The organism is Methylobacterium sp. A52T (assembly GCF_053346095.1).
In genome coordinates this window covers 1-25,957 of record NZ_JBKFBI010000027.1, presented here as the reverse complement: position 1 = coordinate 25,957, position 25,957 = coordinate 1, and the positions used below count along the sequence as shown (strand labels likewise).

The window sequence follows — 25,957 nt, the reverse complement described above, 5'->3', positions numbered from 1 at the left end:
GGCAACTTCTAGTATCGGTGTGACCCGCAGATATACAACTCTCTGCAGCAGATCGCGTCGGGCAAGATCGGCGCGACGCGCGGCAAGAACTCCACGGCGCCGCCGCAACAACGTGCCGGTGCTGCCGGCGCCCCAACAGCGCTGTCATCGATCGAAGAGCGCCGCGGCACCCCGCTCTGCTATGTCGGCGGGACAGGTGATCGCGGGCCGCCTAGCAGCCTTCGCCCTCGACGGGACGCGGGTCCGCTGCGGGCGCGTCGGGTGCATCCGATCGGATCGGCCTGTTCCGGGGGCGCGCCCACGGGCCTCCTTGTGGCAACGCCCGAACTTCGACAAACCCGGACGGAGCTATCGAGGACGGGCGCCCATGATCATCCGCCACACCCGCAGGCTGCAGCGATCGGGCGAGGCGGTCGCGAGCCGCGATGGTCGGCTCGTCGCGCCTGCCCCGACGGAGCCCGACTGGGATGTCCTGGGTCTGATCGATCTCGGCGGGCGCGCCACGGTGGTCGCGCTCCTGGGTCCGAACGACGCGCGCGCGTTCCGATTCCTGAGCCCGGACGGCACGCCGCTGGCGTCCTGCGCCGCGGACTTCCTCGCCGCGCCGTGGGACGGCGCCGGCCCGCTCGACTGGCAGGCCGAGGCGCTCCACACCGACGACGGCGACGCGTCGAGCACGCAGGCCATGATCGAGGATCTGCACCTCCTGATCGAAGCCCTCGCGCGCGCGGCTGCCGCGAGCCCGGAGCACGCTGTCCGGGTCGTCACGGGCGGCGGTTCCGATCCGCGGGCGCAGGCGATGCACGCGGCGCTGGCACGGCTCAACGCCGCACCGGCGGGGGCTCCGCCCCACCTGCCCGAACTGGTCACGAAGGCGATCGTCGCGCGCGGCGGCCAGGAGACGGCCCATCCGGACGGCGGCGATCTGCGCTTCTCGATCTACCTGCCCATGCCGGGCTTCCGCTTTGTCGGCTACGCGGCGGACCGGAACGAGACGCTGTGCACGCTGATCGGCAAGAACTCGCGCCTCTCATCGGCCCTGCTGGACGTTCGCGCGAACACGGCCTACGCCCGGCCGAACCTGGGAAGCGTCGGGTTCGACGCCGCGACCCTGGTGCAGGTCCGGTTGTGGCGGCAGTACCTCCTGCCGGCGCTGATCGACGGCGCGGCGCGGTCGACGCGCGTCGGGGTGGTCTTCGAGCACGCACACATCAGTCACGCCATCTGGAACGAGCTGGCCGCGGTCGACGACGTGCTGTCGCTCGGTCGCGCGCCGGCGGTGTTCCTGTTCGCGAGCTGCAACGAGCCGATCTCTCCGGTCGACGCCGTCTTCCCGGAGCTCGCCGGGCACGTGTATCGCGGGATCGAAGGCCCGCTGCCCCTGCTGCAGGCTGCCGTCGCCGGCGCGGCGACCTTCCTGCCCTTCCGTTCCTACCGCGTGAGCCAGCGATTGGCCGATCGTCTCGCGGCCCTGGCGCGGAGCGCGGAACCCGCTCTCGATGCCCGCCTGACGGACGCGGCGCGCCGGGCCACGATCGTCCTGATCGGGCTGCGCCTGGAGAACCGCCAGTGGGTCCGGCAGCTCGACGGGTACGTGGCGCTGATCCGACGTCTCGGCCGGCGGCGCGGCGAGAGATTCCTCGTCATCGTCGACGGGCACAACACGCTCGCGGGCACGGAGGGCGGCTACGTCGAGAGCTACTGCGAGAGCCTCGTGCCCGCGGAAGGGGCCGTGCCGTCCATCGTCCGGAAGGAGCTCGACCTGATCGGGGCGCTCCGCGCACGGGTCGCCGATGTCTCCAACGTGGAGTTGCTGCCGCTCGTGCCCTGCTCGATGGGGGCGAGCCTCGTGGCCGCGCTCCACACCGACCTGTTCGTGACCCATTTCGGGGCCGGGCTCGCCAAGTATAAGTGGGTCGCCAACGCGCCCGGATGCGTCATCTCGAGCCGATCCGTGCTCAGCGGGAAGGACGATCTGCGCATCTACGACACCGAGATCTTTCGCGAGAACGTGTCGGCCTGTCACTACTTCCCCGCCGAGCGGGTGACGGACCTCGACACCTCGACCAACGCCCTGCATGTTCCCGGCAGCCGGGAGCGCGAAGATTTCGATCTCGACCTCGAAGAGTTCGCCAGTTTCGTCGAGCAGAACCTGCCGAAGCGGCGCGCCGCGCGCCCGCACTGGCTGAGACGGCTCACCCTCTTCAGGACTCGCGCCGCCGCCGACGCGGCCGGCTCTGAGCGCCGGGAGCATCACGGATGAGCGATCGGATCCTGATCACCGGCGGCGGCGGCTTCATCGGCTCGCACCTGAGCGAGCGCCTGCTGGAGCAGGGCCACGAGGTGCTCTGCGTCGACAATTTCTTCACGGGCAGGAAGAGCAATATCGCCCACCTGTTCGACAATCCGCGCTTCGAGCTCATACGGCACGACGTCACGCACCCGCTCTTCGTCGAGGTGGATCGGATCTACAATCTCGCCTGCCCGGCATCCCCGATCCACTACCAGTTCGATCCGGTCCAGACGACCAAGACCAGCGTCATGGGGGCGATCAACATGCTGGGGCTGGCGAAGCGGCTCCGCGTGCCGATCCTCCAGGCCTCGACCTCGGAGGTTTACGGGGACCCGCTCGTGCACCCGCAGCCCGAGGGCTACTGGGGGAACGTCAATCCGCTCGGCCCGCGCTCCTGCTACGACGAGGGCAAGCGCTGCGCCGAGACCCTGTTCTTCGACTATCACCGACAGCACCGCGTCCCGATCAAGGTGGTGCGGATCTTCAACACCTACGGCCCGCGCATGCATCCCAGCGACGGGCGGGTCGTCTCCAACTTCGTGGTCCAGGCCCTGCGCGGCGCGCCGATCACGATCTTCGGCGAAGGGCATCAAACCCGCTCCTTCTGCTACGTCGACGACCTGGTCCTGGGGCTGCAGGCGATGATGGCCACCGACACGGAGATCACCGGCCCCGTCAATCTGGGAAACTCGGACGAGTTCACCATCCGGCAGCTCGCCGAACTCGTCGTCGACTTGTCGGGCTCGCGCTCGAAGCTCGTGCACGCCGCGCTGCCGGTGGACGACCCGCGCCAGAGGCGGCCCGACATCGCCCTGGCCGCGCAGTGCCTCGACTGGCGCCCGACCGTGCCGTTGCGGGACGGGCTCATGAGAACCATCGCGTATTTCGAGACGCTGCTGGCCTCGGAGCGGAGCGGGCCGCGATGATCCGGCGCGCGTGACGCCGAGATCGGCCGCCCCGCCGTGTCTCGGCGGGATCGGTCCTGACCGACCGCCGGGCCGCTTCGGGCGAGCGGCCGCGCGCGCTCGAGGCGTCCGCGGCGCCCGACCCGGGCCTGGCCCCTATCGCGGTCCTGCGGCCTCTGCGGCGGGGCCGGCCTCCGCCGCGTAGGCGTTGATGATGCCCATCAGCAGGCCGGGAAAGCGCGCCTCCACCTCGGCGCAGCGGGAATGGTTGCGCACCTCGACGCCGTGACGCTCGCTGCGGATCAACCCGGCCTCGCGCAGCACCTTGAAGTGGTTGGACAACGAGGATTTCGGGATGACGCGGTCCCCGAGCGCCGACACGGCCGAGCAGGCCTCGACGCATCCCGCCCGCATGATCCTGGCGAAGATGGCCGCGCGGCTCGGGTCGGCGAGGGCGTGCAGGATGGCCTCGGGTCGCACGTCCTCGATGGCGGGGTGAAACAGCGGTCTCATCTTTCGTCCATATGGGGTCTTGAACGACGCTCCGTTAGTTCCGAAGTTCCGAACTATGGGACTCAGGCCGCCATCCCGCGGCCGGCCCATGTCGGAGATAGGACACATGTCGAAGCTTGCGGGCAAGGTCGCCGTCGTGACCGGGGCATCGAAGGGCATCGGTGCGGGGATCGCCAAGGCGCTGGCGCGGGAAGGCGCCGCCGTGGTGGTCAACTACGCGTCCAGCAGGGCAGGGGCCGACGCCGTCGTGGACGCGATCACGTCCGCCGGCGGCCGGGCCGTCGCCGCACAGGGCGACGTGTCCCGAGCTTCCGAGGCGCAGGATGTGATCGAGGCCGCGATCCGCGCGTTCGGGCGGCTCGACGTGCTGGTCAACAATTCCGGCGTCTACGAGTTCGCGGCGATCGAGGAGGTCACCGAGGAACACTACCGCCGCCAGTTCGACGTCAACGTGCTCGGCGTCCTGCTGGCGACGCGGGCGGCCGCGAAGCATCTCGGCGAGGGCGGGAGCATCGTGAACGTCTCCTCGGCGATCACCCACGTGCACACGCCGGCGGCGGCGGTCTACGCGGGGACCAAGGGGGCGGTGAACGCCATATCGGGGGTGCTCGCCAACGAGCTGGCGCCGCGCAAGATCCGCGTGAACGTCGTCAGCCCGGGCTACGTGGTGACCGAGGGCACGCACGCCGCCGGGATCTCCGGCTCGGAGATGGAGGCCGGTATGGTCGCGCAGACGCCCCTCGGCCGGGCCGGTGAGCCGGACGACATCGCCACCGTCGTGGCCTTCCTCGCCTCCGACGACGCGCGCTGGCTCACCGGCGAGAACATCACGGCCAGCGGCGGCATCCGCTGATCCACGGCGCCGGCCCCTGCGCGCGTGTCGGTGCCCGACCGCGTGCCGGGGGAGCGCCGCGGCCGCGCGGGCCGGGAGCGGATCGCCGCCGACACGCCCCGCGGAGACGATGACGCGACGACGATGGCGCCTTCGTCCACGGGGGCGGCTAGGGTGGAGCGCCGTGCCGTGCATGTCGGTCGCGGTGCCTGCCGCAGGCAGAAGGGGAGGGGAGGGATGATCCGATCGAGATGGGGCCTGGCCGTGCTCGCGGCGGCGCTCGTGACGGCGCTCGCGGCGTCGACCGCCAGCGCCGAGCCCGCCAACCAGGTGCTGGGAACGTGGCGCATGGTGTCCGCGCGGCTCGACCCGGAGGGGCGCAACGCGCCGGCCTACGGCGCGCGCCCGAGCGGGCTTTTGGTGTTCACGCGCGACATGCACTTCGTCGAGGTGCTCACGGACGCCGACATTCCCCGGTTCGCCTCGAGCGCGCGCGGTCAGGGGACCGCGGAGGAGAACCGGGCGGCCATGGCCGGCAGCATCGGGTTCTTCGGCACCTACACGGTGGACGCCGACGGCGTGTTCAGCGGCAACCGCGTCGAGGGCTCGACCTTCCCGAACTGGGTCGGCGACGTGCGCACGACCGAGCAGCTTCGCCTGACCGTCGAGGGGGACCGGCTGAGCGAGAGCTTCCGACGCCCGGACGGCACGCGGATCGCCATCACGTGGGAGCGCGTCCGCTGAGCCGGAGCCGTGCGCGACCCGGGGCTTCAATCCTGGAGGGCCGCGCGGGAGGGCCCCGCAGGACGGCAGCCCCGACCGGGGGCGGGGCGGCCATCGGCGGACCGACGCGACGGAGCCCGCGTCCGTCGGTCCGCCGCGGAGGTTCACGCGTTGGCGCCGCCATCGACCGTGAGGGTGGTGCCGGTGATCTGGCGCGCGGCCGGGCTCGCCAGGAAGGCCACCGCGGCCGCGATATCGTCCGGCGTCCCGTAATGGCCGAGGGCGGTCATCGCCCGCTGCATGTCCGCCTGCGCCCCGTCGGACGGGTTCATGTCGGTGTCGGTCGATCCCGGCTGCACGAGGTTCACCGTGACGGCGCGCGGCCCGAGTTCGCGCGCCAGACCCCGCGTGAACGAGAGCAGGGCGGATTTCGACATCGAGTAGACCGTCACCCCGGGGAACGGGACCCGCTCCCCGAGACAGGAGCCGATGGAGATGATCCGGCCGCCCTCCTTCAGGTGCGGGATGGCCGCCTGCGACGCCAGCACGACGGAGCGGACGTTGACATCCAGGATGGCGTCGATGTCGGCGAGACTCATCTCCGCGACCGGGCCGCCGCGGGCGATGCCGGCGTTGTTGACGAGGATGTCGAGCCCGCCGAGGCTCTCGGCCGCCTCGTCGACCGAGCGCTTCACCGCCGCGGCGTCGGCGCTGTCGGCCTGGATGGCGCGCCCGCGGCGGCCCTTCGCCTCGATGGCGCGGACGATCTCGGCCGCCCGCTCGGCGGACCGCTCGTACGTGATGGCGACGTCCGCGCCCCGGTCCGCGAGCGCCAGGGCGATGGCCGCACCGATGCCGCGTGATGCGCCCGTCACCAGGGCGCGCTTGCCTGCCAGCTCACTCACGTCCGCCTCTTTCTGTAATGAACGACACAGAAATGGCTAGATGCGTTGCCGGCCCGGGTCAAGCGGTTTATATAACGATCGATGCAAAAATCCGCTTCGATCCAGGCAGGGGACCGGGCAAGGGACCGGGCAGGGGACCAGGCGGCGCGCGGCCGCGGCCGGCCCCGCGCCTTCGACCGGGAGGCGGCGCTCGATCAGGCGATGCAGCTGTTCTGGCGCCGCGGCTTCGCCGCGACATCCATCGCGGATCTCACCGCGGCCATGGGGATCGGGTCGCCGAGCCTCTACGCGGCGTTCGGCTCGAAGGAGGCGCTCTACGCCGAGGCGCTGCGCCACTACGGCGATCGGTACGGCGGGATGGTCTGGGCCAACTTCGACGCTGCCGCATCGGCGCGCGGGGCCGTCGAGGCGCTCCTGATGGATTCGGCCGCCGCGCTCACCGGCGCCTGCGGCCGCATCGAGCCGCTCGGCTGCATGGTGACGCTCTCGGCGGCCGGCAGCGAGGGGCAGGCGGAGCTCGGCGCCTTGCTGCGCACGGCCCGCGCCGAGGGACGCCGACGGGTCGCGGAGCGGCTCGCGCGCGCGGTCGCGGCGGGCGAGATCGGCGCCGCCGTCGACGTCGCCGCGCTCACCCGCTTCGTGCTCACGGTGCAGAACGGCATGTCGCTCCAGGCCCGCGACGGCGCGACCCGGGAGGAGCTCGAGGCCGTCGCCCAGCTGACGCTGTCGGGGTGGGACGCGCGCGTCGGGGGCGCGGGCGACCGTCCGCTCCGGTGACGGTTCGGCACGCGCGGCCCGAGCAGCCCGATCGTCTGGGGGAGGGCGCGCGGCGTCCTCAGGCGTCCGGCGGGACGTCGACGATGCCGTCTTCGATGAGAAGCTTCGAGCCGCTGAGCGATATTCGCATAACAAACATTATGGAATGCTGAGATGTGACCCGAATGATCGGCGCTTATACTACGATCTGACGCTCGGAGTCATCGCGAAGTCATCGCGAAGTCATCGCGAAGGACGGCTGCAGCCCGCGACCAGGGCGGCAAGACCGGTCCGGGCGCCGGCCAGAGGGATCCGCTGCGTGTCGCCGGAGAGCGTCACGCGAAGGGTCTTGCCGGACAGGATCCGCACCCAGTCTTGCGTCAACGTTGTCGTGGTCTGGAGCACGATCTGGTCGTCGAGTTCCAGCTGTTTCGCCCGCATCGGCAGTGAGAGCGTGCCGCCCTCCGAGGCGAACTCGACCTCGGCCCGGGTGCCGTCCCGAGCGCGGTCTCTGTCGTCGTAGTAGTCGACACTCAGCTGTCCGCCCCGCGTGTCGCAGGTGAGCGCGAGGCTCTGCGCGCCGCTGTCCGGAATCTCGTAGGCAAGATGGACGCGACCGTCCCCTTCCCGCTTCTGCCAGCGCATCTCCTGCGCCATTGCGGGTCCTCCAAGACAAGACCCTAGAATTGCCACGGTAAGAAAAGTGATCTCACGGCGCATGGCCTTCGATATCCTCACGCTTCGTCCATGGAGATGCTGCATGATGGGTAGGTTCTGTTCCGTGCGTGTGTCCGGCGGGTGGCGCGTGCTCGAAGACGTGTGCCTCGGGCAATCCGGGGGGCCGCCGTCGGTCGCGCGGAGCGCCAGAGCCGTCACGATCGCGTCCGGGAATGCGCCGAACCGTCCTCGTTCCTGTCACACGCGCCCCGCGGCGGTACGGCTGCGCGCCGGCGTTGCCTCACGGTGGCGCTCCCTCTGCCATGCGTACCGCAGCCAGCAGAACAGAGCCACGGTGCCCGAACCTGTCCGATGGCATCGTCGGAGCCGGTGGCCCTGTCCAGAGGACTAGCTCATCGCCGCGCCGTGACGTTCGCTGCAGCGCGGGGTACCATACGAGGGCGCTCGACATGGACAAGCTCGGTGCTTTTCCGGCGCAACACCGGCCGGACCCGGAGCCGCCGGCACGGATGCTGCCGGCGCGCTGCGCGGGATGGATGAAATCTTTGAGAAGGCGTCCGGGGCGCGTCGGCAGGATCTCGACAACGGTGCAGGACCGGCTCACCGCCCGCCCCTCGATCCGTGCGAGGCACGGGGAGATACCGGTCACAGCGCCCTCCCCTCCCCGCGGCCATCGGGCGTTTCCGGAGGGCGGCGGGCCCGTCGACCGAACCTTCCGGCGCTGACGAGGAGCGTGCATGCCCCGTTTGGCGATCACCGGCACGGAGCAGCGATACAACACGGTCGCGGCCGTCGAAGACGGCGGGCGGTGGCGCATGATCCTGCCTTTTCCGCAGGAATCGATCCGGGCCGCCGCCCTGGTCGGCGCTGCGGGACTGGTCTGCCTGTCCGATGACGGGGAACTCTGCCTGATCGACTGGCGGGCGGGCCGGGATCGCGTGCGCCGCCGCCTGCCGGGCGAGGGACCCTTCAATCACAAGCTGTTCGTCACCCGCGATGCCGACCGGATCGCGGCCTATCGGAGCCATGGGCCGACGAAAGACGAGCAGTACCTCGACGACATCGTCGTCCTGCGGGCGTCGGATCTCGAGATCCTGCAGCACGGGCGCGGACTCGTCTGGCATGCCGATGGCCCGGTCGGGTCCCTGTCGCCCGAGGAGGCCTATCCGCCGCGCCCGGACGGGCCGGCCATCCTGACCATTCACGGCGACCTGTTCGAGGATCCCGGGGGGCGGCTGGCCTTCATCGGCTTCCGGTGCGGGCCGGGCGGGTCGGCCTACGGGCTGTGTCGGCTCGAACGGGCCGGCGCGACGCTGCGCTACGACCCGCTGCCGGACGCGGTGAAGCCCTACTGGTTCAGCCCCAGCGGCCGCTACGCCGTCACGCCGCACTCCGATCCCGCGCGCGGGGGCCCACCGGAGGCAGCGGCCGATACGGGGGACGCCGGCCCTCCCCGCCTCGGACAGGCCGTCGAACTCTGGACGACCGGGCCCGTCGCCCGCGCGGCGACGCTCGTCGCGCGGCCCGGCTCCGAGCCTCCGCGCGCGATCACCGAGGTGGCCTGGGAGCCCGACGAGCGGGCGTTCTGGATCAAGTCGGGGTATTTCTGGGATCGGACCACGGACTTCCAGCGCATCGGCCTGGACGGCACGCGCTCGCCCGTCTTCTCCTTCGCGCGCTACGACGGCGCGAAGGCCGTCTCCGCCTTCGCCGACGTGGCGGATGCGGAGCGGGTCGAGATCCGCTTCTTCAGCGACTCCGTCTACATCCCGCGCGCTCGGTGCGCCGACGCGGCGCCCGCCCGGACGATCACCCCGGAGGAGGACGGCTATCGATCCCGGCCGTCGGCAGGCCCGAGCGCGTCGGCGGTCCGGCGCTTCCTGGCGCGCTCGCAGCCGGTGGTCACCGTCGCGGCGTTCTCGGCCGCCGCCATCGCCGAAGCCCTGGACTCGCTCACCGGCCGGATCCGAGCGGATCTGGGGGGACTCCTGCGGGGCGACGTGCTCGCGTTGACCTTCGAGGTCGGCGGGCGGGCCATGACGGAATCGGCCTTCTTCGCGCGCATCGCCCGCGAGCGCGTTGCCGTGGTTCCGGCGCTGCGCGCACTCCTCACGACTTATCTCACGGTCCAGCCCGGGGTGGTGGAGGCCAGGAAGCTGTATCGCCAGATCTGGGGGTCCGAGGACGATCAGGGTGCGCTGGCGCCGGCCATGCAGGCGCTGCTCCACCTCGATCCGACAGCCCATGACGTTTACCGCGACTACCTCGCCCAGCGCGACGGGGAGCACGAGGCGTACTCCACCGGGGCGATGATGAGGACCTACATCGCCGAGGCGGGCTGGCGCGACCGGGCCATGATCCGGTTCGGCGTCTACTTCGCGCTGATCCGGTACAGGGATGGCCTGATCACCCTGAGTGGCGGATTCCTCGAGGAGTACGGCGTCCTCGATGCCGCCGAGGGCCTGCTGGAGCCCGCCGACTTCGCCGCGCTCATCCTCGAGGAACTCGACGGGTTCGCGGCGCGCCCCGATCTCGACTGTCGCCTCGGGAGGGACGACCTCTACCGCGAGCTCCGCGCGAGCCTCGCGACCACCGCCTACGGGCGGGCGGTCCTGACGGCACTCGCGGCCCGCTCCGCCGCGCCGTCCAGCCCCGCGTGAACGACCCGGCGCATCGTGCGCGGTTCAGCACGCGCGGGGCTGCCGACCGAACCGACCTGTCCCCACTGACGTCCGGGCCGACAATCGATACGGTGGCGGGCGATGTACAAGCTCCCGCCCGGCAGCCTCTACCGGCTCCGCACCCTCGCGCAGACCGGCGCCCGCTTCTATCAGGTCAGCGGCTACATGCGGCGCATGGAGGTCCTGGGACTGGTTCTCGCGACGGGTCGGACGGATCCGGACACGAAGACCGTCGAGTACCGCATCACCGAAGCCGGCCGAGCGGAACTCGAGGAGCGTCACGGTCCGGCCTGGCCCGGCTCGGCCGAGGACGAGGCCTGACGCGCGGCGGTGGCGCGACCCGACGGCGATGACCGGTGTCGCGGCCGCCGGGCGTGGTCTCCAGAACCCATCGTGCCGGGATCGGCAGTCAGGTCCACGAGCCGCGCGGCGCGCAGCGATTCAGGGAGAGGCCGCCGGCAACGGGGCCGCCACCGGGCCCGTTCCGGCGGATCGTCGATGGCTATCTGCTGCTGCCACCGCTGCCGCCCTGCGGCGACGGGCGCTCCGGCTGGTTGGCGTTGCCCGCGGCTGAGGAGCTGTTGGAACGCGTGTCGGCGGCTTGCCCGGTCGGCGACCCCGTCACCGCGCCCGGCGCGCCGGTCGAGCCCGACTGAGGCGTGACGACGCCCGAGGAGGTCGGCGGCGCGCCCGGCGCGGTGGCCGGTGCCTGCGCGTAGGCTGTCCCGGCGAGGACGGCCGCGAGCGGCGCAGCGGCCGAGAGACTACGCAAGAGAGTACGGTATTTCATCGGGACCTCAATCATGGATTGAAGTCTTCAACGCCGGATGCGGGAAGAAGGTTCAGGGCGGACGAGAGCCCCCTTAGCGGAACTCGGTTCTGAAACGGCCCCGACCGGCGACGAGCTGGACGGGGCTCGTGGGTCGCCCCCGGATCAGGCGGCTCGGACGGTGGCCATGAAGCGCCCCACCTCGGCAGCGAGATGCTCGGATTGGCGCGACAGCTCGGAAGCCGCTCCCAGAACCTGGCTCGCCGCCGCGCCCGTCTCCTCGGCCGCGCCGGCCACGCCGGCGATGTTGCTGGTCACTTCGCCGGTGCCCATCGCGGCCTGGCTGACGTTCCGGACGATCTCCTGCGTCGCCGCGCCCTGCTGCTCCACGGCCGCGGCGATCGAGGTGGCCACGTGGCTGATCTCCTGGATCCGCACGGTGATCGACCCGATGGCCGATACGGCCTGACCGGTGGAGGCCTGAACCCGGGCGATCTGCCCGGTGATCTCCTCGGTGGCCTTGGCGGTCTGCTCGGCCAGAGCCTTCACCTCCGTCGCCACGACCGCGAAGCCGCGGCCGGCGGCACCCGCGCGGGCCGCCTCGATGGTGGCATTCAGGGCGAGCAGGTTGGTCTGGCCCGCGATGGTCGAGATCATGCCGACGACGTCGCCGATGCGCGCGACCGACGCGCTCAGTTCCTGCACAAGCGCGCCGGTCTGGTCGGCCTCGTTGACCGCCACCCGCGCCATATCGGCCGAACCGTCGACCTGCCGGCCGATCTCCTGAACCGAGGAGCCGAGTTCCTCGGCGGCGGCGGCGACCGTGTTGACGTTGCTGGCGGCCTCCTCGGCCGCGGCCGCCACGGTGGTCGACTGGCTGGCCGTCTCGGTGGCCGTCGCCGTCATCGTCTGTGCCGTGGCCTGGAGCTCGGTGGCCGAGGACGAGACCATGCCGATGATCCCGCCGACCGCGCGCTCGAAACCGTCGGCGAGTTCGACCATCGTCCGCTTGCGTTCGACGGCCGCCGCCGCGTCGGCGATGCGCCGGATCTCGGCCTGCTCGGCGGCCTTCTGGGCCACCATGGCCTTGATTCCCTCGACCGCCTTGCCGACGGCACCGATCTCGTCGCCGCGGGCGGCCTCCTCGATCTCGGCGTCGACCTCGCCCCTGGCCATCCGCTGCAGCACGCCGACGAGGCTGGCCAGCGGCCGGTTGATCCCGAACAGCACGATCCCGCCGAGAATCCCGAACGCGACGAGAAGGCCCGACGCGGCGATGACCGTGAGCGTCAGCTTGATCTGCTCGGCGACGGCGACGGCGTGGTCCCTGGAGGCTCTGAGTTCCCTGGCGTTCGTCTCGGTCCGCATCTGGACGCCTTCCAGCACTTTGGCCCGCGCGGGGCGGCCCTCGTCGACCGAGATCGTCCGGGCCCCTTCGGCATCGTTCTTCATGCCCAGGGCGATGGCGCGGTCGGCCGCCGCGAAATACGCGCCCATATCGACCTTGATGGCTGCGTTCGCCGAATGCCGAGCCGGGGTGTCCGCGAGGGCGATGAGGCGGTCGATCGCCTCGTAGGCGAGCGTCCGCTCGCGCTGGAAGTGCTGACGCTCGGCTGCCATCGTGGCCGCATCGGTCTGTATGATGATGTTCTTCTCGGAGATCGTCGCGTTGCTCATGGCCAGCGCCATCTGCAGCGCTGTGACGGCGCGAACGGCGGCCACATCGACGATCTGCTGGGTGTTCTTCTCGAGCTCATCGATCGCCGACCGCGCGAAGAAGACGATGCCGACGGCGGTCGCGAGCAGTAGGGCGGCCGGTATCGCGATCTTGGTGCCCAATCGCAAATTGCGAAACCGACCCATGGCATCCCCTCCAGTGTTCAGGATCGCAGAGAGCTCCGCACGCTGCTCAATGCGGAGAGCGTTGAGCCAAGATGCCGATACAGAACTAAATGCAGGTTAATGATCGCGATCTTATTGCTGAGGATATCCAATAGTGATTTGAGGTTGCGCGCTCGGCGCCAGAGTGCGATCAATAAAAAGCGCAATCGTCCGGGATTAAAGTTCCGCGGCGTGCTTCACAACCACCGAATGAACTTCCGTCGAGCGCGCGATTTCAATCGCGGACACCTCCCGCGGTGATGTTCCAGCGTCGCGACCCGGGCGCGGCGACGCGCCCGGAGGGTGACCATCCGGACGAACCGGAGAAGCACTGCCGGCGGGCCGGGCGGCTGGCTCGGACCGTTGGCGGACCGTCTGCCCGGATGTGGAGGCGAGGAGCGCCATCCCCGATCCGATCACACGGTTCCGCTGGACGCTCCGACGCGCCGCAGCGGGTGATGCCGGGCCGCAGATCCGCGCGATCGCGCGCCGTTCCCGACCCGTCGCGGAGCGGGAACGTCCTGTCCCCTCGTGACCGTTCGCGAGGCATGCAGCCCACCCTCCTCCACGTAGCGGGAGGCCCGGGCCGCGCCGCATCGGCCAGCGTCTGATAACCCTTTCTTATCAGACGTAGCGCCACGCTCAGGCGCGACCGAGGGAGAGAGCCATGACGCTGCCCGCCACGCTTGCCGCCCGCGCCCGCGCCTTCGCCGACGAGGCGCTCTCGGAGAATTCCCGTCGGGCCTACCGCGCCGACTGGCAGCACTACGCGCGCTGGTGCAGCGGCCACGATCTCGCGCCCCTGCCCGCGGGCCCCGAGCAGGTGGCGAGTTACCTCACCTCCATGGCCGAGACCCACAAGCGCGCGACGATCGAGCGTCGGCTCGTCACGATCGGTCAGGCGCACAAGCTCCAGGGATTGCAGTGGATCCCGGCGCATCCGGCCGTCCGGGCGGCGCTGCGCGGGATGTTCCGGCGCTACGGCAGGCCGAAGACGCAGGCCGCCGCGCTCGGCGTGCCCGAAACGCTCCGGATCGTCGCCGCCTGCGACGGGACGGTGGCCGCGCTCCGGGACCGCGCCCTGTTCCTGTTGAGCTTCGCCGGCGCGTTCCGGCGCTCCGAGGTCGCGCGGATCCGCCACGAGGATCTCGCGTTCCGGGACGGCGCCGTCGATGTCTTCCTGCCGCATTCGAAAGGTGATCAGGACGGCGAGGGCACGATCGTGACCGTCCTGGCGGGCGGGAGCCCCGCGACCTGTCCGGTCGCCGCGCTCCGGCGCTGGCTGCAGGCGGCTCCGGCCGACGGCTACGTCTTCCGGGCCGTCCGGGCGGACGGCACCGTGATGGACGACGGGCTGCATCCGGACTCGGTGGGCCGCATCGTTCAGAAGCGCGCGGCGGAAGCCGGCCTCGTCGCCGGACCCCGCGAGCGCATCTCCGCCCACGGGTTCCGCGCGGGCTTCATCACCGAGGCGTACAGGCGCGGATCGCGCGACGAGGAGATCATGGCGCATTCCCGCCACCGGGATCTCAAGACGATGCGGGGCTACGTCCGCCGGGCCAAGCTCGCCGACGCGCATCCGGGCCGCGACCTCGGCCTCTAGCGCCGGGGCGGCGCTCCGGGCCTTCGGGAAGCCCGCGATCGCCGCGACGGCCGCCGATCGTTTCGCGGCAGGGAATGGTGAATTGCGACGACTGGCTGTTCCGGAGCGCGCCGCGTCCCCGCATCATGGTCGCGCCGTCCGACCCGGCGGTGACGATCCCGACGCATGCCGTCCCGCCAGGCTGAGGCGCGCCATGATGCGACACACGCACGGAGACGAGATGACGGGGCTCGGACCGGCCCGCGCGACGCGGCGGCGTGTGCTCGCCGGCGGCGTGCTGGCGACGGGCGCGGCGGCGTCGGGCACCGTGCGGGCGGAGGTCCACCCGACGCGGGCCGGAGAGGTCCGCCACGGCACGGTCCGGGCCGACGGCGTGGACGTCTTCTACCGGGAGGCCGGTCGCCCCGACGCCCCGGTCATCCTGCTGCTGCACGGCTTCGCCAACTCGTCCTTCTACTTCCGGCACCTCATGCCCAAGCTGGCCGATCGCTTCCGCCTGATCGCGCCGGACCTGCCCTCCTTCGGGTTCACGCACGTCCCGGAGGATCGCGCCTACGTCTACGACTTCGCGTCGCTGTCGCGCACGACGGAGGCGTTCGTCGGCGCGCTCGGCCTCGACCGCTACATCCTCTACACGTTCGATTACGGGGCGCCGGTCGGATGGGACCTGGCGCTCGCCCATCCCGACCGGGTCGCCGGCATCGTGTCCCAGAACGGCAACGCCTATCTCGACGGGCTCGGCGACGCGGCCTGGGCGCCGCTGCGGGCCTACTGGGCCGCGCCGAACGCGGCCGCCGTCGCGGCGATCCGCGCCCGCATGACCCTCGACGGCGTCAGGGCCGCCTACGTCCAGGGTGTGCCCGACCCGTCCCGCATCGAGCCCGAGGCCTACACGCTCGACGCGGCCATCCTGGCGCGGCCGGGCAATGCCGACCGGCAGGTCACGCTCAAGCTCGACTACGAGCGCAATCTCGCGCGTTACCCGCTGATCCAGGCCTTCTTCCGCGCGCGCCGCCCGAAGCTCCTCGCCGTCTGGGGGCGCAACGACGCGTTCTTCATCCCGCCCGGCGCCGAGGCGTTCCGGCGCGACATCCCGGAGGCGCGCGTCACCTTCCTCGACACCGGGCACTTCGCCCTGGAGACGGACGGCGACGCGATCGCGGAGGAGATCCGGCGCTTCTTCTGACCCTCTCCACCGGGCAGGGCGCGGCCCGGACCCGACCGCCGCATCCGACACTATCCCCGGCCTGATCGTGACCCTACGGTCGCGGACCTGGATCACGGAGATCGGGCGGGTCGCGCCCGTCGAAAGGGAGATCGCGGTGCCGCAACCCCAGTCAGCCTCGTCGGCCATGCTGTTCCACATGGTCTCCGGCGGGCCGCAGCCGGTCGCCCCCTTCAGCCACGCGGTCGAGGTCGACGGCTTCGTCTTCGTCACGGGTCAGATGCCCGACACGCCGGACAGGCCCGGCGTCCTGCCCGACGGGATCGAGGCGCAGACCCGCAACGTGATGGCCAATCTCGCGACGGTCCTGGCCGGCCTCGGCCTGGGCCTCGAGAACGTCGTCGTCGCGCGCGCGTTCCTGACCGAGTTCAAGCGCGACTACGCCGCCTTCAACGCCACCTACAAATCCTACTTCCCGTCCGACCGGCTGCCGGCCCGGACCTGCGTGGGCACGACGGGGCTCGCCTACGACGCCCTGGTCGAGATCGACCTGATCGCCCACCGCGGCGGCGCGACCTCGCCGTCGTCGGCCGCGCGATCGGGCTGATCAGCCTCGCAGCCGGCCGCCGCCGCGCACGACCAGGCCCAGGCCGACACACGCCGCGGTCAGGCCGAACACGACGACGTAGAGATGGTCGACCTGCAGCCCGGCAGCCGGGTAGTAGGCCGACCTCATCCATTCCGCGACCTGCAGGGCCGGATTGAACTTGGCCCAGTAGTACAGCCGTTCCGGCAAGTAGCTCGGCAGGAAGAGGACGCCGCTAGACACGTAGAGGATGATGCTGAACAGGGCGTAGCCGATCAGCCATCCGGGGAAGAAGCCGATGATCGCGACGTTGATCGTGCCGATCCCGATCCCGAGCGCGATCGCGGCGAGATAGCCGCCCACCGCCGTCAGCGGGTCCGCCGGGACCGGGTTCGTGCCGAGCGCGACCAGGACACCGCTCACGACCAGCAGGGCCAGGAAGCCGGTCACGATCTCGACGAGCACGCGGGAGAACACCAGGTCGAACAGCCTGACCTGCGGGTAGTAGGTCAGCGGCCGGTTGACGATCACGGACTTCATGACTTCGCGCGAGATGTACTGGAAGACGAGCACGGGCACGGCGCCCGTCGCGAAGAACAGGGCTCTGTCGTCGCCGAGCGGCGCGGGCAGCTTCTGAACCGTGTAGATCGTGATCAGCACGAAGACGTGCACGCACGGCCAGAGAACGACGACCCCGTAGCCCCACATCGACGCGCCGAAGCGGGTGCGCATGTCGCGCAGCATCAGCGCGTGCAGGACGTGGAGGTAGGCCTCGACCGCGTTCCTCCGCGGCTTCACGCTCGTTGGCGCGCCCATGGAACATGGCCTCTGCTGTCCGACGGCGGTCGGGAGGGGACGACGGTGCGGATGTCCGGAGGGGCCGGGGCGTAGAGCCGTTCCCGATCGGGTTGGGGCGCAGGCGATCGGCGAGCCCGTGCCGAACGAGGCGCGGGTCCCCTCTCCCGTGCGGGAGAGGGACAGGGTGAGGGCTGAGAACAGTCCGGACGAGTCGCGGCCTGTACGCGCATCGGCGGCCTGTTCAGTCCTGATCCTTCGCGTCCCTCACCCCACCCCTCTCCCGCACGGGAGAGGGGGCCTGGTGCGGCTGGCGAGACCGGGCTCGCCGTCCTTCCCGACCGTTGCAACAGGGTCGGATACGGCTCTAGGCGGCGCGCGCCCGCGACGCGTCCCGCATGCGCGTCACCGTCAGCCAGGCCGCGGAGACGAGGAAGTAGAAGGCGCCGAACGCCGCGTAGGGCGCGACATCCACGATCCCGGGGACCGCGGCGCCGGCCGCCTGCCTGATGAAGAAGCCGCCGGCGAGCGCCGATTGCGCGCCGCTCAGGACCATGGCCCACTGGGCGCCGGCCCGCCAGCGGCGCGCGCCGGTGAGAAGCTGGAGCAGTCCCGAGAGGATGGCCCAGGCGCCGAACACCGCGAGCACCGCGTTCGGGCCCCGTCCGAGGGCGACCGCGACCGCGAGCGCGGTCGCCGCGCTGATCGCCGCGTTGAGGGCCTGGCTGGGACTGCCCGCGAGGCCGCCGTTGCGCCGCGCGTCGGCCAGGTTGGCGAGCGCGTCCCAGGCGGGATAGGCGACCAGGAGCGTCGCGGCGACCGCCGGCATGCCTCTCCCGAAGCCGAGCGCGGCGGCCACCCAGGCGGCGGCGACGCCGGCACGCACGAAGTAGTAGGCGCTGAGCCAGGGCAAGGCAGGACCGCGATCGCGCTGCGGGTCGGTTCTCATCGTCGGCTCCTTCGTGTACTGAGCGCGGCTCGACGGACCGGATCTATTCGTGAACAAGGCAGATGGACACGATAGATGCCGATTTATAGCTTCGTAGATCCGGATGCGCCGAGCGAATACGCGCTTCGATGGGCCCACGTTTAGGATCGGGAGCCGGCGCCAGCCATGTCGGAAACGCTGGAAAACTTGACCGATCTTCCGGAGGGCGGGCCGCGCAGCGCCGCGTCCGGCGATCTGCTGTCCCACGTGCTCGCGCAGATCCGCCTCACCGGGGACCGCGTCGAGTCCCGGTCGGTCGCGCCGGGCGAGCGCCTGGATCTGGATGCCGGCGCAGGCCACGTCCTCGTGGTGATCAAGGGCGCCCTCCGCCTCGAAGGCGATGGCGAGTCCCTCTCGGTCGGCGCCGGCGACCTGCTGTTCCTGCCCCACGGCCTCGGAACCGGGCGGCTGGTCGCCGCCGAGGGCGCGGACGTCGTCGCCTGCCGGTTCTGGTTCGATCCCTACACGCTCCGCAGCATGATCGCGCTCCTGCCGCGGCACATCTGCATCCGGCGCGAGGAGGGCGCCGGATGGATCGACGGCCTCGTGCATTTCCTGCTGGTCGAGACGACCGACGCCGAACCCGGCGCGGCCCTGATGATCTCGCGCATCATCGACCTCGCGGTCATACGCACGCTGCGGACCTGGGTACATCTCGGCCGGACGTCGGGGTGGCTGGCCGGCCTGGCCGATCCCCGCATCGCCCGCGCCCTCAAGGTCATGCACGAGAGGCCGCTGCAGCGCTGGGGCGTGGAGGCCCTGTCGGACGTCGCCGGCATGTCGCGGTCGAGCTTCTGCGAGCGGTTCAACGCGCTCGTCGGTCGCTCACCCCTGCGCTACCAGAACGAGTGGCGCCTGAACCTCGCGCGGGACATGCTCGCCGCGGGCGACGCGCGCGTCGGCGAGATCGGGCTGCGCGTCGGATACGAGTCGGAGGCGGCGTTCAGCCGGGCCTACAAGGCGCTGTTCGGCCATTCGCCCCGGGAGGCGACCGGTCGCGCCGCCGGGGGGCGGCCGGAACGCTGAGTTCCGGCGCTCCGGCGACGTCCCGCCCGGGGTCGCGGTCTCAGCTTCCGCGGTAGGTCGAGTAGCTCCACGGCGTGATGAGCAGCGGGACGTGATACTTGGCGTCCGGGTCCGAGACGCAGAAGCGCACCGGCACGCGGTCGAGGAACGGCCGCTCGGCGCCGGCACCCGTCCCGGCGAAATAGGCGCCGACGGCGAAGACGAGCTCGTAGGTCCCGGGCGTCAGGGCGTCGCCCGCGAGCAGGGGGCCGTCGGTCCGCCCGTCGCCGTTGGTCGTTGCTGACGCGACGGTCTCCCCGGTGCCGTCCCCGCTGCCGTCCCCGGCCAGGCGCCGGAGCTCGAGGGTGACCCCGGCCGCCGGCTTGCCGGCGGCCGTGTCGAGGACGTGTGTCGAAAGATGGCCCATCGGCGTCCTCCCGGACGGAAAGGCCCGCGCCCGCGACCCGAGGCGGGCGAAGGTCTGTCGGGCCGAAGGAGACGGTGGAGACGAGCACGGGGCGGGGGGCTCGGACAACCCGAAAAGCGTCCGGCATTTCCCGAATGATTTTGAAGGTCCTTGGCGCCGGGGCGGGTCGCTGCCGGCCTCGGTTCCGGGCACACCCGGGGCAGCGGCTCGGGCCGAACCACGAGCCGACATCGAGGCCGAACCCGGCCCCACGACAGATCGCGGAGGATCCGTCCCATGTATCCGATCCTGCACGAATGGGGCGGGTTCCTCATTCGATGGACCCACGTCGTCGCCGCGATCGCCTGGATCGGCGCGTCGTTCTACTTCATGCATCTCGACGCCAGCTTGCGCGCCATTCCGGCAATCCCGGCCGGCAAGGGCGGCGAGGCCTGGGAGGTGCACGGCGGCGGCTTCTACCAAGTGCGCAAGTATCTCGTCGCGCCCGACCGGATGCCGGAGCACCTGATCTGGCACAAATGGCAATCCTACTCGACCTGGCTGTCGGGCTTCTCGCTGCTGTGCTGGGTCTATTACGGTCAGGCCGACCTCTACCTGATCGATCCGGCGGTCCGCGTGATCACGCCGATGACCGGGGCGGCCATCGGCCTCGGCGCCCTCGCCCTCGGCTGGCTGATCTATGACGGGCTCAACCGCTCGCCCCTGGCCAACCGGCCGCCGCTGCTCGCGGCCGCCGTGTTCCTCACGGTCGTCGCCTTCGCGTACGGCTTCCAGCAGGTCTTCTCCGGCCGGGCCGCGATGCTGCACACGGGCGCGGTGATCGCGACCTGGATGACCGGCAACGTCTTCTTCGTCATCATGCCCAACCAGCGCAAGGCGATCGCCGAGCTGGTCGCGGGCCGGGTCCCGAACCCCGCCTGGGGCAAGCAGGCGAAGAACCGCTCGTCCCACAACAACTACCTGACGCTGCCGGTGCTGTTCTTCATGCTGTCCGGCCACTACCCGATGGCGTGGTCCTCGCCCTACAGCTGGACCATCGTCGGCCTCGTGGTGATCGCGGGCGGCGTCGTCCGCCACTACTTCAACGTGCGCAACGCCGGCGGGGGCGACCGCTGGTGGACCTGGGGCGTCGCCACGGCCTGCGTGGCGGTGGCGGTCGCGATCAGCGTCGCCTCCTCGCCGGGCGCCCGCGAGCGGTTCGGCCTGTCGGCCGCCGCCGAGGCGGCCCCGGCCTCGGCCCCGGCGATCAGCCTCGCGGCGGCCGGGACGGGCGCGCTCGAGGGCCCCGCGGTCGACGACGCCGTGATGGCCGTGGTCGGGACGCGCTGCGCCATGTGCCACGCCGCCGAGCCCCTGTGGCCGGGCATGACGAGCCCGCCCAAGGGCGTGCTCCTCGACAGCCCCGAGCACGTCGCGCGCTTCGCGCCGGCCATCCGCCTGCAGGCCGTCCTGACCCACGCGATGCCGCCCAACAACATCACCGACATGCAGCCCGAGGAGCGCGCGGCGCTCGCCCGCTGGCTCGCCGCGCGATAACCGTCGGACCCCGTTTCCGCGCCAACGCAGGATCCCGCCCGTGACCGCACCGGATACAGACGGCCCCCCGCGCGACTTCGTCGGCTACGGCGAGGCGCCGCCCGACGCCCGCTGGCCCGGCGGCGCCCGCGTCGCCGTCCAGTTCGTGCTGAACTACGAGGAGGGCGGCGAGCGCTCCGTCCTCGACGGCGACCCCCACGCCGAGATCTTCCTCTCCGAGATTGCCGGGGCGACGCCCTTCCCCGCGCGGCACATGAGCATGGAGAGCCTCTACGAGTACGGCGCGCGCGCGGGCGTCTGGCGGATCCTGCGCCTGTTCCGCGAGCGCGGCGTGCCCCTCACGGTGTTCGGCGTCGCGCAGGCGCTCGCCCGCAATCCGGCCGCCGTGGAGGCCTTTCTCCGCGACGGCCACGAGATCGCCGGCCACGGCTGGCGCTGGCTGCCCTACCAGGACGTCCCGGAGGCGATCGAGCGGGAGCACCTCGCCCGCGCGGTCGAGACGATCCGGAGCCTGACCGGCGAGACGCTCCTCGGCTGGTACACCGGCCGCGACAGCCCGAACACCCGGCGGCTCGTGGTCGAGCAGGGCGGCTTCCTCTACGATTCGGACAGCTACGCCGACGACCTGCCCTACTGGGTCCGCGTCGCCGGCCGGGACCACCTCGTGGTGCCCTACACCCTCGACACCAACGACATGCGCTTCTCGATCCCCGGCGGCTTCCCGTCGGGCGAGCAGTTCTTCGCGCACCTGCGCGACGCCTTCGACTGCCTCTACGAGGAGGGGGCGAGCGCCCCGAAGATGCTGTCGATCGGGCTGCATTGCCGCCTCGTCGGGCGCCCCGCCCGCCTGCCGGCCCTCGCCCGGTTCCTCGACCACGTCCTGGCCCGTCCCGACGTCTGGGTGACCCGGCGGATCGACATCGCCCGGCACTGGGCGGCCCACCATCCTCCCGGCGCCCCGGCGGCGGGACCGACCCCGGAGAGGACAGGTCCGTGATCACCATCGCCGCGCTCAACGCGCTCGCGCGCGACGCCTTCGTGGACCTCCTCGCCGAGGTCTACGAGCATTCCCCCTGGGTCCCCGAGGCGGCCTTCGACCGCGGGCCCTTCGCGGCGCGCGCGGACCTGCACGCGGCGATGGAGGCGACGGTGGCCGGCGCCGACCGGGTCCGCCAGCTCGCCCTGCTGCGGGCGCATCCCGAACTCGCCGGGCGGGCCGCCCAGCGCGGCGAGCTCACCGCGCATTCCAGCCGCGAGCAGGCGGGAAGCGGATTGCTGGGCGGCCCCTCCCCCGCGGTGACGCGGCTGCAGGACCTCAACCGGGCCTACGCCGAGCGCTTCGGCTTCCCGTTCATCATCGCGGTCCGGGGCCTCGACCGCGACGCAATCCTCGCCCGCCTGGAGCAGCGGCTCGGCAACCCGCCGGAGACCGAGCGGGCCGAGGCCCTGCGGCAGGTCGGACGGATCGCCGCCCTGCGCCTGGACGCCCTCGTCGCGGCCTGAGGCGCCCGCCTCAGACCGCCCGGCCGCCGATCAGGGCGAGCTGCTCGCTCACGTGCTGGCGCAGGGCCTCGTGCGTCATGTCGACGAAGGTCTTGGTCCGGGCCGACAGCATCTTGCGGGACGGGTAGAGCAGGCCGAGCGTCACGCTGGTCGGCGGGGTGTGCTCCAGGACCGGGACGAGCCGGCCCTCGGCGAGGTGCGCCGCGACCTCGAACAGCGGCTTCAGGACGATGCCCTCGCCGGCGAGCGCCCAGGCGGTGAGCGTGTCGCCGTCGTCGGCGTCGATGTGCCCCGAGACCGGCAGGGTCACGGTCTCCTGGCCGTCGACCAGGGTCCAGCGGAACTGCTCGGAGCCGGGATAGCGCAGCAGCAGGCAATCGTGCTGCAGCAGGTCCGCCGGCTCGGCGGGCGCGGGGTGCTCGGCCAGGTAGGCCGGCGCCGCGCACAGGACCCGCTCGACCTCCGCGACCTTGCGCAGGGTGAAGGTGGAATCGCGCATCTGCGACAGGCGGATCGCGACGTCGACCGCCTCCTGCACAAGGTCGAGGAGGTGCTCCGACAGGCGCAGGCGGACATCGGTCTCGCCGTGGCGGGCGCGGAAGCGCGGCACGAGCGGCGCGACGACCCGGCGGCCGAGGCCGAGCGGCGCCGTCACCTTCAGCACCCCGCGGGGCACCGCGCCCGCGGTCTCGACGCTCTTCTCCGCCTGCTCGACCGCCGCGGTGATGTCGAGGCAGCGGTCGTAGAAGATCCGGCCGGCCTCCGTGAGGCTCATGCGCCGCGTCGTCCGGGTCAGCAGCAGGCAGCCGAGATGCTCCTCCAGGGTCTGGATCCGGTAGCTCACCACCGACGGTGACAGCCGCAGCGAGCGGCCGGCGGCCGAGAAGCTCCCCGTCTCCGCCGAGCGCAGGAAGATGCGGATGCTCTCCAGGGAAATCATGGGCGGGGATCGTCAGGAGCGGTTCGGAACTGTCAACGGACTGTCCCGACAATGTGAACTCGGCGTCCGACCCGATCATCCCCCGCGGCGCGACGTTTCGGTCGGTGCAGCCCGCTCCGTCATTGCGCGCGCAGCGAAGCAACCCAGGGCTGCGGGACATCGGGGAACGTGGCGCCGGCCGGATCGCTTCGCTCCGCTCGCAGAGACGGCGGCACCGATCTGATCGACCGAAACGGCATCAGAAGACGTGGAACGCGACGCCGGCGAGGAAGCTCTTCTCCTCGGTGCCCTTGAAGGTCGCGGTCTCGACGTTCCCGAACTTGTTGTGCCAGTACTGGAACCCGACGAAGACATCGACCCGGTTGGGCTGATCGTAGACGAGCTTGCCGAGATCGAGCACGAGGTTGGTGCGCGACAGGAATTCGAGCCCGCGGGGCGGGTTGAAGGCGAAGGCGGCCGGATTGCGCACGCCCCGCCCCTTCGGCAGCACGATGTTGTTGAAGCCGACGAGGCTGAGCGGCAGCCCCGTGAAGGTCAGGGGAAAGTTGTAGACCAGCTCGAATTCCGGGACCGTGTCGAAGCTCTGGTCGCGGTCCGGCTGGAGATTGAACCCGTTCCGGTTCCACTCCTTGTAGGCTTGCACGGAGAGGTTGAGAAAGCCCGCCGGCACGTCGAAGGCGAAGTTCAGGCCGCCGACGATGTCGCGCTTCTTCGAGCCGAAGGCGTCGTTCTGGGCGTTGGCGTCGAACCCGAAGGCGAGGGACACCTCCTTGACGAGGCCGGGAACGGTGAAGGCCTTCGTGCCCGTGAGCGCGTTGAGGCTCAGCGTGCCGCGATACAGCCCGTAGGCTTCGGTGTTGCCGTAATCAGCGAAGAACGGGGCGGCGACGGAGCCCGGCGCGTTGGTGGTGCCGGCCGGGAACTGGGACCCGGACTTGAGGATGTCGAGGGAGAAGAAGTTCGTCCCGTAGGCCCAGGCATCGGCGTGGGAGATGTTCAGGATGTGCTTGGGCGCCTCGCGGGAGACGAAGCTGCCGTCGGGGCGCTGGATCTGGACGCCCGGCGAGACGGTGGGGAACTGGTAGCGGTAGCTGATCTGGGTGTCGGCGAAGAGGAAGAACGGGCCGTCCTCCACCACCGTCGTGGCCTCGGGCGCCACCGGCGCCGAGGAGGCCGTCCCGAGGTCCTGCGCCCCCGCCGCGCACGTCATCCCGAGCGGCAGCAGCGCGGCCGCGATCCGACAAGCCATGGTCATGTCCGCCCCCTCCTCCCGGCCGCCTTCAGTTCGAAGCGTCGGCCCGCAAACCCGCGCGCTGGCGCGCGACCTCGTCCGGCGTGACCGCCTGACCCTGCCCGCCCCATTCGGCCCGCATCCAGGTCGCGAGGTCGGCGAGCGCCGCGTCGTCGATCAGGGCGGCGAAGGGCGGCATGGCCTCCATCCGCTCGTTGCCCGGGAAGCGCTGCGCCGGGAGCCCGACGAGGATCGCCCGCAGGAGGCCGCCCGCGCCCGCGACCCGCATCGCGGTGTTCGTCCGCAGCGGCACGGAGACGTGGGGGATCCCCTCCCCCGCCCCGCCGTGGCAGCCGGCGCAGAGGCCGGCGTAGCTGGCCCGTCCCCGGGCCGCGACCGCCGCGGGGATCGCCGCGGGGGTGGCGGCGACCGGCGTCCCGGGCTCGGCCGGCAGGGCGTCGCGGTCGAACAGGTAGGCGGAGAGCGCCGTGAGGTCGACCTCGTCCATGTGCTGCGTCGAGAAATGCACGACGTCGAACATCTGGTGCGTCGCGCCGCCCTGGGCCGAGAGGCCCGTGCGCATGAAGTCGCGCAGGCCGTGCGGGGTGAAGCCCATCCGCGCGAGGCCCGTCGGCGTGATGTCGGGCGCCTCGACGCCCTCGATCGTGGCGCCGCGATAGACGGCGTCCGGGCGCATGGCCTGGATCACGGTGCGCGGCGTGTGGCACTCGCCGCAATGGCCGAGGGCGTCGGCGACGTAGCGGCCCCGGTTCCACAGGGGGGAGCGGCCCGGATCGAGCGCGGCGACCGTGGCCGGCAGGCTCAGGAGGTTCCAGGCCGCCAGGGTCCAGCGCTGGTCGAACGGGAAGGCGAGGGTGTTGGCCCGGTTCTCCACCGCGACCGGCGCGCGGGTCATCAGGTAGGCGTAGAGGGCGTCGACATCCTCCGGCGCGAGGCCGCGATACGACGTGTAGGGCATCGCCGGGTAGAGGTGGCGGCCGCCCGGCGCGATCCCGTCGCGCAGGGCCCGGTGGAAGTCGGCGCGGCTCCAGCCGCCGATGCCCTGCGGGCTCGGCGAGATGTTGGTGGCGTGGATCGTGCCGAAGGGCGTCTCCAGGGGCAGTCCCCCCGCCCAGGGGGCGCCGCCCCGGGCCGTGTGGCAGGCAAAGCAGTCGGCCGCGGCGGCGACCTTGGCGCCGCGGGGGGCGAGGGCGGGCATGGCCTCCGCGCCCAGCGGGGGCT

25 protein-coding genes are annotated in these 25,957 nt (G+C 71.5%); 15 read left to right on the top strand and 10 right to left on the bottom strand.

The window, feature by feature from the left end; genetic code table 11:
• The first annotated feature begins 367 nt into the window (after positions 1 to 367).
• Positions 368 to 2,263: a hypothetical protein gene (locus tag ACLBYE_RS09360; RefSeq protein ID WP_447693940.1), complete on the top strand. Its 1,896-nt coding sequence runs from the start codon at positions 368 to 370 to the stop codon at positions 2,261 to 2,263.
• Positions 2,260 to 3,219 (top strand): UDP-glucuronic acid decarboxylase family protein, encoded by a 960-nt coding sequence (locus ACLBYE_RS09355; protein ID WP_447693939.1) that lies wholly within the window; start codon positions 2,260 to 2,262, stop codon positions 3,217 to 3,219. The genes ACLBYE_RS09360 and ACLBYE_RS09355 overlap by 4 nt, the downstream gene beginning before the upstream one ends.
• 135 nt (positions 3,220 to 3,354) lie before the next feature.
• Here ACLBYE_RS09355 and ACLBYE_RS09350 read toward each other — a convergent pair whose 3' ends face one another.
• A complete protein-coding gene (locus ACLBYE_RS09350) occupies positions 3,355 to 3,711 on the bottom strand; it encodes an ArsR/SmtB family transcription factor (protein ID WP_447693938.1) in 357 nt (118 codons plus the stop codon).
• Between the two features lie 106 nt (positions 3,712 to 3,817).
• Here ACLBYE_RS09350 and ACLBYE_RS09345 point away from each other — a divergent pair, with 106 nt between their 5' ends.
• Together ACLBYE_RS09345 and ACLBYE_RS09340 are read left to right on the top strand one after the other, a co-directional pair.
• Positions 3,818 to 4,564 carry a glucose 1-dehydrogenase gene (locus ACLBYE_RS09345; protein ID WP_447693937.1) on the top strand — a complete coding sequence of 249 codons (747 nt, stop codon included), beginning with the start codon at positions 3,818 to 3,820 and terminating at the stop codon, positions 4,562 to 4,564.
• A gap of 216 nt (positions 4,565 to 4,780) precedes the next feature.
• Complete coding sequence (locus tag ACLBYE_RS09340) at positions 4,781 to 5,287, top strand: lipocalin-like domain-containing protein (RefSeq protein ID WP_447693936.1); 507 nt, start codon at positions 4,781 to 4,783, stop codon at positions 5,285 to 5,287.
• Positions 5,288 to 5,430: 143 nt separating this feature from the next.
• Here the strand turns inward: ACLBYE_RS09340 and ACLBYE_RS09335 are convergent, their stop codons facing one another.
• Positions 5,431 to 6,171 carry a glucose 1-dehydrogenase gene (locus tag ACLBYE_RS09335; protein WP_020094818.1) on the bottom strand — a complete coding sequence of 247 codons (741 nt, stop codon included), beginning with the start codon at positions 6,169 to 6,171 and terminating at the stop codon, positions 5,431 to 5,433.
• Positions 6,172 to 6,252: 81 nt separating this feature from the next.
• On the opposite strand from ACLBYE_RS09335, the gene ACLBYE_RS09330 reads away from it, so the two are divergent.
• The gene (locus tag ACLBYE_RS09330; protein WP_447693935.1) at positions 6,253 to 6,948 is read left to right on the top strand and encodes a TetR/AcrR family transcriptional regulator; all 696 of its coding nucleotides are present in this window, start codon (positions 6,253 to 6,255) and stop codon (positions 6,946 to 6,948) included.
• A gap of 222 nt (positions 6,949 to 7,170) precedes the next feature.
• On the opposite strand, the gene ACLBYE_RS09325 is transcribed toward ACLBYE_RS09330, so the two are convergent.
• Positions 7,171 to 7,584: a hypothetical protein gene (locus ACLBYE_RS09325; RefSeq protein ID WP_091978554.1), complete on the bottom strand. Its 414-nt coding sequence runs from the start codon at positions 7,582 to 7,584 to the stop codon at positions 7,171 to 7,173.
• A 758-nt stretch (positions 7,585 to 8,342) separates the two neighbouring features.
• Between ACLBYE_RS09325 and ACLBYE_RS09320 the strand changes: the two genes are divergently transcribed.
• The 3 genes from ACLBYE_RS09320 (at position 8,343) to ACLBYE_RS09310 (ending at position 10,942) form a co-directional block, all read left to right on the top strand.
• A complete protein-coding gene (locus tag ACLBYE_RS09320) occupies positions 8,343 to 10,265 on the top strand; it encodes a hypothetical protein (protein ID WP_447693934.1) in 1,923 nt (640 codons plus the stop codon).
• A 102-nt stretch (positions 10,266 to 10,367) separates the two neighbouring features.
• On the top strand, positions 10,368 to 10,607 hold the full coding sequence (locus ACLBYE_RS09315) for a hypothetical protein (protein WP_042674370.1): 240 nt from the start codon (positions 10,368 to 10,370) through the stop codon (positions 10,605 to 10,607).
• A gap of 53 nt (positions 10,608 to 10,660) precedes the next feature.
• Entirely contained in the window at positions 10,661 to 10,942 is a 282-nt protein-coding gene (locus ACLBYE_RS09310) for a hypothetical protein (RefSeq protein ID WP_447693933.1), read from the top strand.
• A gap of 278 nt (positions 10,943 to 11,220) precedes the next feature.
• On the opposite strand, the gene ACLBYE_RS09305 is transcribed toward ACLBYE_RS09310, so the two are convergent.
• Complete coding sequence (locus tag ACLBYE_RS09305; protein ID WP_447693932.1) at positions 11,221 to 12,918, bottom strand: methyl-accepting chemotaxis protein; 1,698 nt, start codon at positions 12,916 to 12,918, stop codon at positions 11,221 to 11,223.
• 685 nt (positions 12,919 to 13,603) lie between these two features.
• Here ACLBYE_RS09305 and ACLBYE_RS09300 point away from each other — a divergent pair.
• From ACLBYE_RS09300 to ACLBYE_RS09290, 3 genes are all read left to right on the top strand, one after another.
• The gene (locus ACLBYE_RS09300) at positions 13,604 to 14,539 is read left to right on the top strand and encodes a site-specific integrase (protein ID WP_447693931.1); all 936 of its coding nucleotides are present in this window, start codon (positions 13,604 to 13,606) and stop codon (positions 14,537 to 14,539) included.
• Positions 14,540 to 14,759: 220 nt separating this feature from the next.
• The gene (locus ACLBYE_RS09295; protein WP_447693930.1) at positions 14,760 to 15,725 is read left to right on the top strand and encodes an alpha/beta fold hydrolase; all 966 of its coding nucleotides are present in this window, start codon (positions 14,760 to 14,762) and stop codon (positions 15,723 to 15,725) included.
• Between the two features lie 166 nt (positions 15,726 to 15,891).
• Positions 15,892 to 16,311 (top strand): RidA family protein, encoded by a 420-nt coding sequence (locus ACLBYE_RS09290; RefSeq protein WP_447693959.1) that lies wholly within the window; start codon positions 15,892 to 15,894, stop codon positions 16,309 to 16,311.
• On the opposite strand, the gene ACLBYE_RS09285 is transcribed toward ACLBYE_RS09290, so the two are convergent.
• Both ACLBYE_RS09285 and ACLBYE_RS09280 read right to left on the bottom strand, forming a co-directional pair.
• The gene (locus tag ACLBYE_RS09285) at positions 16,312 to 17,106 is read right to left on the bottom strand and encodes an ABC transporter permease (RefSeq protein WP_447693929.1); all 795 of its coding nucleotides are present in this window, start codon (positions 17,104 to 17,106) and stop codon (positions 16,312 to 16,314) included.
• 346 nt (positions 17,107 to 17,452) lie between these two features.
• Positions 17,453 to 18,034 (bottom strand): DUF308 domain-containing protein, encoded by a 582-nt coding sequence (locus ACLBYE_RS09280; protein WP_447693928.1) that lies wholly within the window; start codon positions 18,032 to 18,034, stop codon positions 17,453 to 17,455.
• Positions 18,035 to 18,199: 165 nt separating this feature from the next.
• Here ACLBYE_RS09280 and ACLBYE_RS09275 point away from each other — a divergent pair, with 165 nt between their 5' ends.
• Positions 18,200 to 19,099: an AraC family transcriptional regulator gene (locus ACLBYE_RS09275; RefSeq protein ID WP_447693927.1), complete on the top strand. Its 900-nt coding sequence runs from the start codon at positions 18,200 to 18,202 to the stop codon at positions 19,097 to 19,099.
• A 40-nt stretch (positions 19,100 to 19,139) separates the two neighbouring features.
• Here ACLBYE_RS09275 and uraH read toward each other — a convergent pair whose 3' ends face one another.
• Complete coding sequence (gene uraH, locus ACLBYE_RS09270; protein ID WP_447693926.1) at positions 19,140 to 19,505, bottom strand: hydroxyisourate hydrolase; 366 nt, start codon at positions 19,503 to 19,505, stop codon at positions 19,140 to 19,142.
• Between the two features lie 276 nt (positions 19,506 to 19,781).
• On the opposite strand from uraH, the gene ACLBYE_RS09265 reads away from it, so the two are divergent.
• The 3 genes from ACLBYE_RS09265 to uraD are packed head-to-tail and all read left to right on the top strand — an operon-like array spanning position 19,782 to position 22,544.
• Complete coding sequence (locus ACLBYE_RS09265; RefSeq protein WP_447693925.1) at positions 19,782 to 21,041, top strand: urate hydroxylase PuuD; 1,260 nt, start codon at positions 19,782 to 19,784, stop codon at positions 21,039 to 21,041.
• Positions 21,042 to 21,081: 40 nt separating this feature from the next.
• Entirely contained in the window at positions 21,082 to 22,038 is a 957-nt protein-coding gene (gene puuE, locus ACLBYE_RS09260; protein ID WP_447693924.1) for an allantoinase PuuE, read from the top strand.
• Entirely contained in the window at positions 22,035 to 22,544 is a 510-nt protein-coding gene (uraD, locus tag ACLBYE_RS09255) for a 2-oxo-4-hydroxy-4-carboxy-5-ureidoimidazoline decarboxylase (protein ID WP_447693923.1), read from the top strand. The genes puuE and uraD overlap by 4 nt, the downstream gene beginning before the upstream one ends.
• A 10-nt stretch (positions 22,545 to 22,554) precedes the next feature.
• On the opposite strand, the gene ACLBYE_RS09250 is transcribed toward uraD, so the two are convergent.
• From ACLBYE_RS09250 to ACLBYE_RS09240, 3 genes are all read right to left on the bottom strand, one after another.
• Positions 22,555 to 23,484 (bottom strand): LysR family transcriptional regulator, encoded by a 930-nt coding sequence (locus ACLBYE_RS09250; RefSeq protein ID WP_447693922.1) that lies wholly within the window; start codon positions 23,482 to 23,484, stop codon positions 22,555 to 22,557.
• Positions 23,485 to 23,722: 238 nt separating this feature from the next.
• Entirely contained in the window at positions 23,723 to 24,739 is a 1,017-nt protein-coding gene (locus ACLBYE_RS09245) for a hypothetical protein (RefSeq protein WP_447693921.1), read from the bottom strand.
• A 25-nt stretch (positions 24,740 to 24,764) separates the two neighbouring features.
• The coding region (locus ACLBYE_RS09240; RefSeq protein ID WP_447693920.1) for a c-type cytochrome at positions 24,765 to 25,957 on the bottom strand (1,193 nt) is incomplete at its 5' end.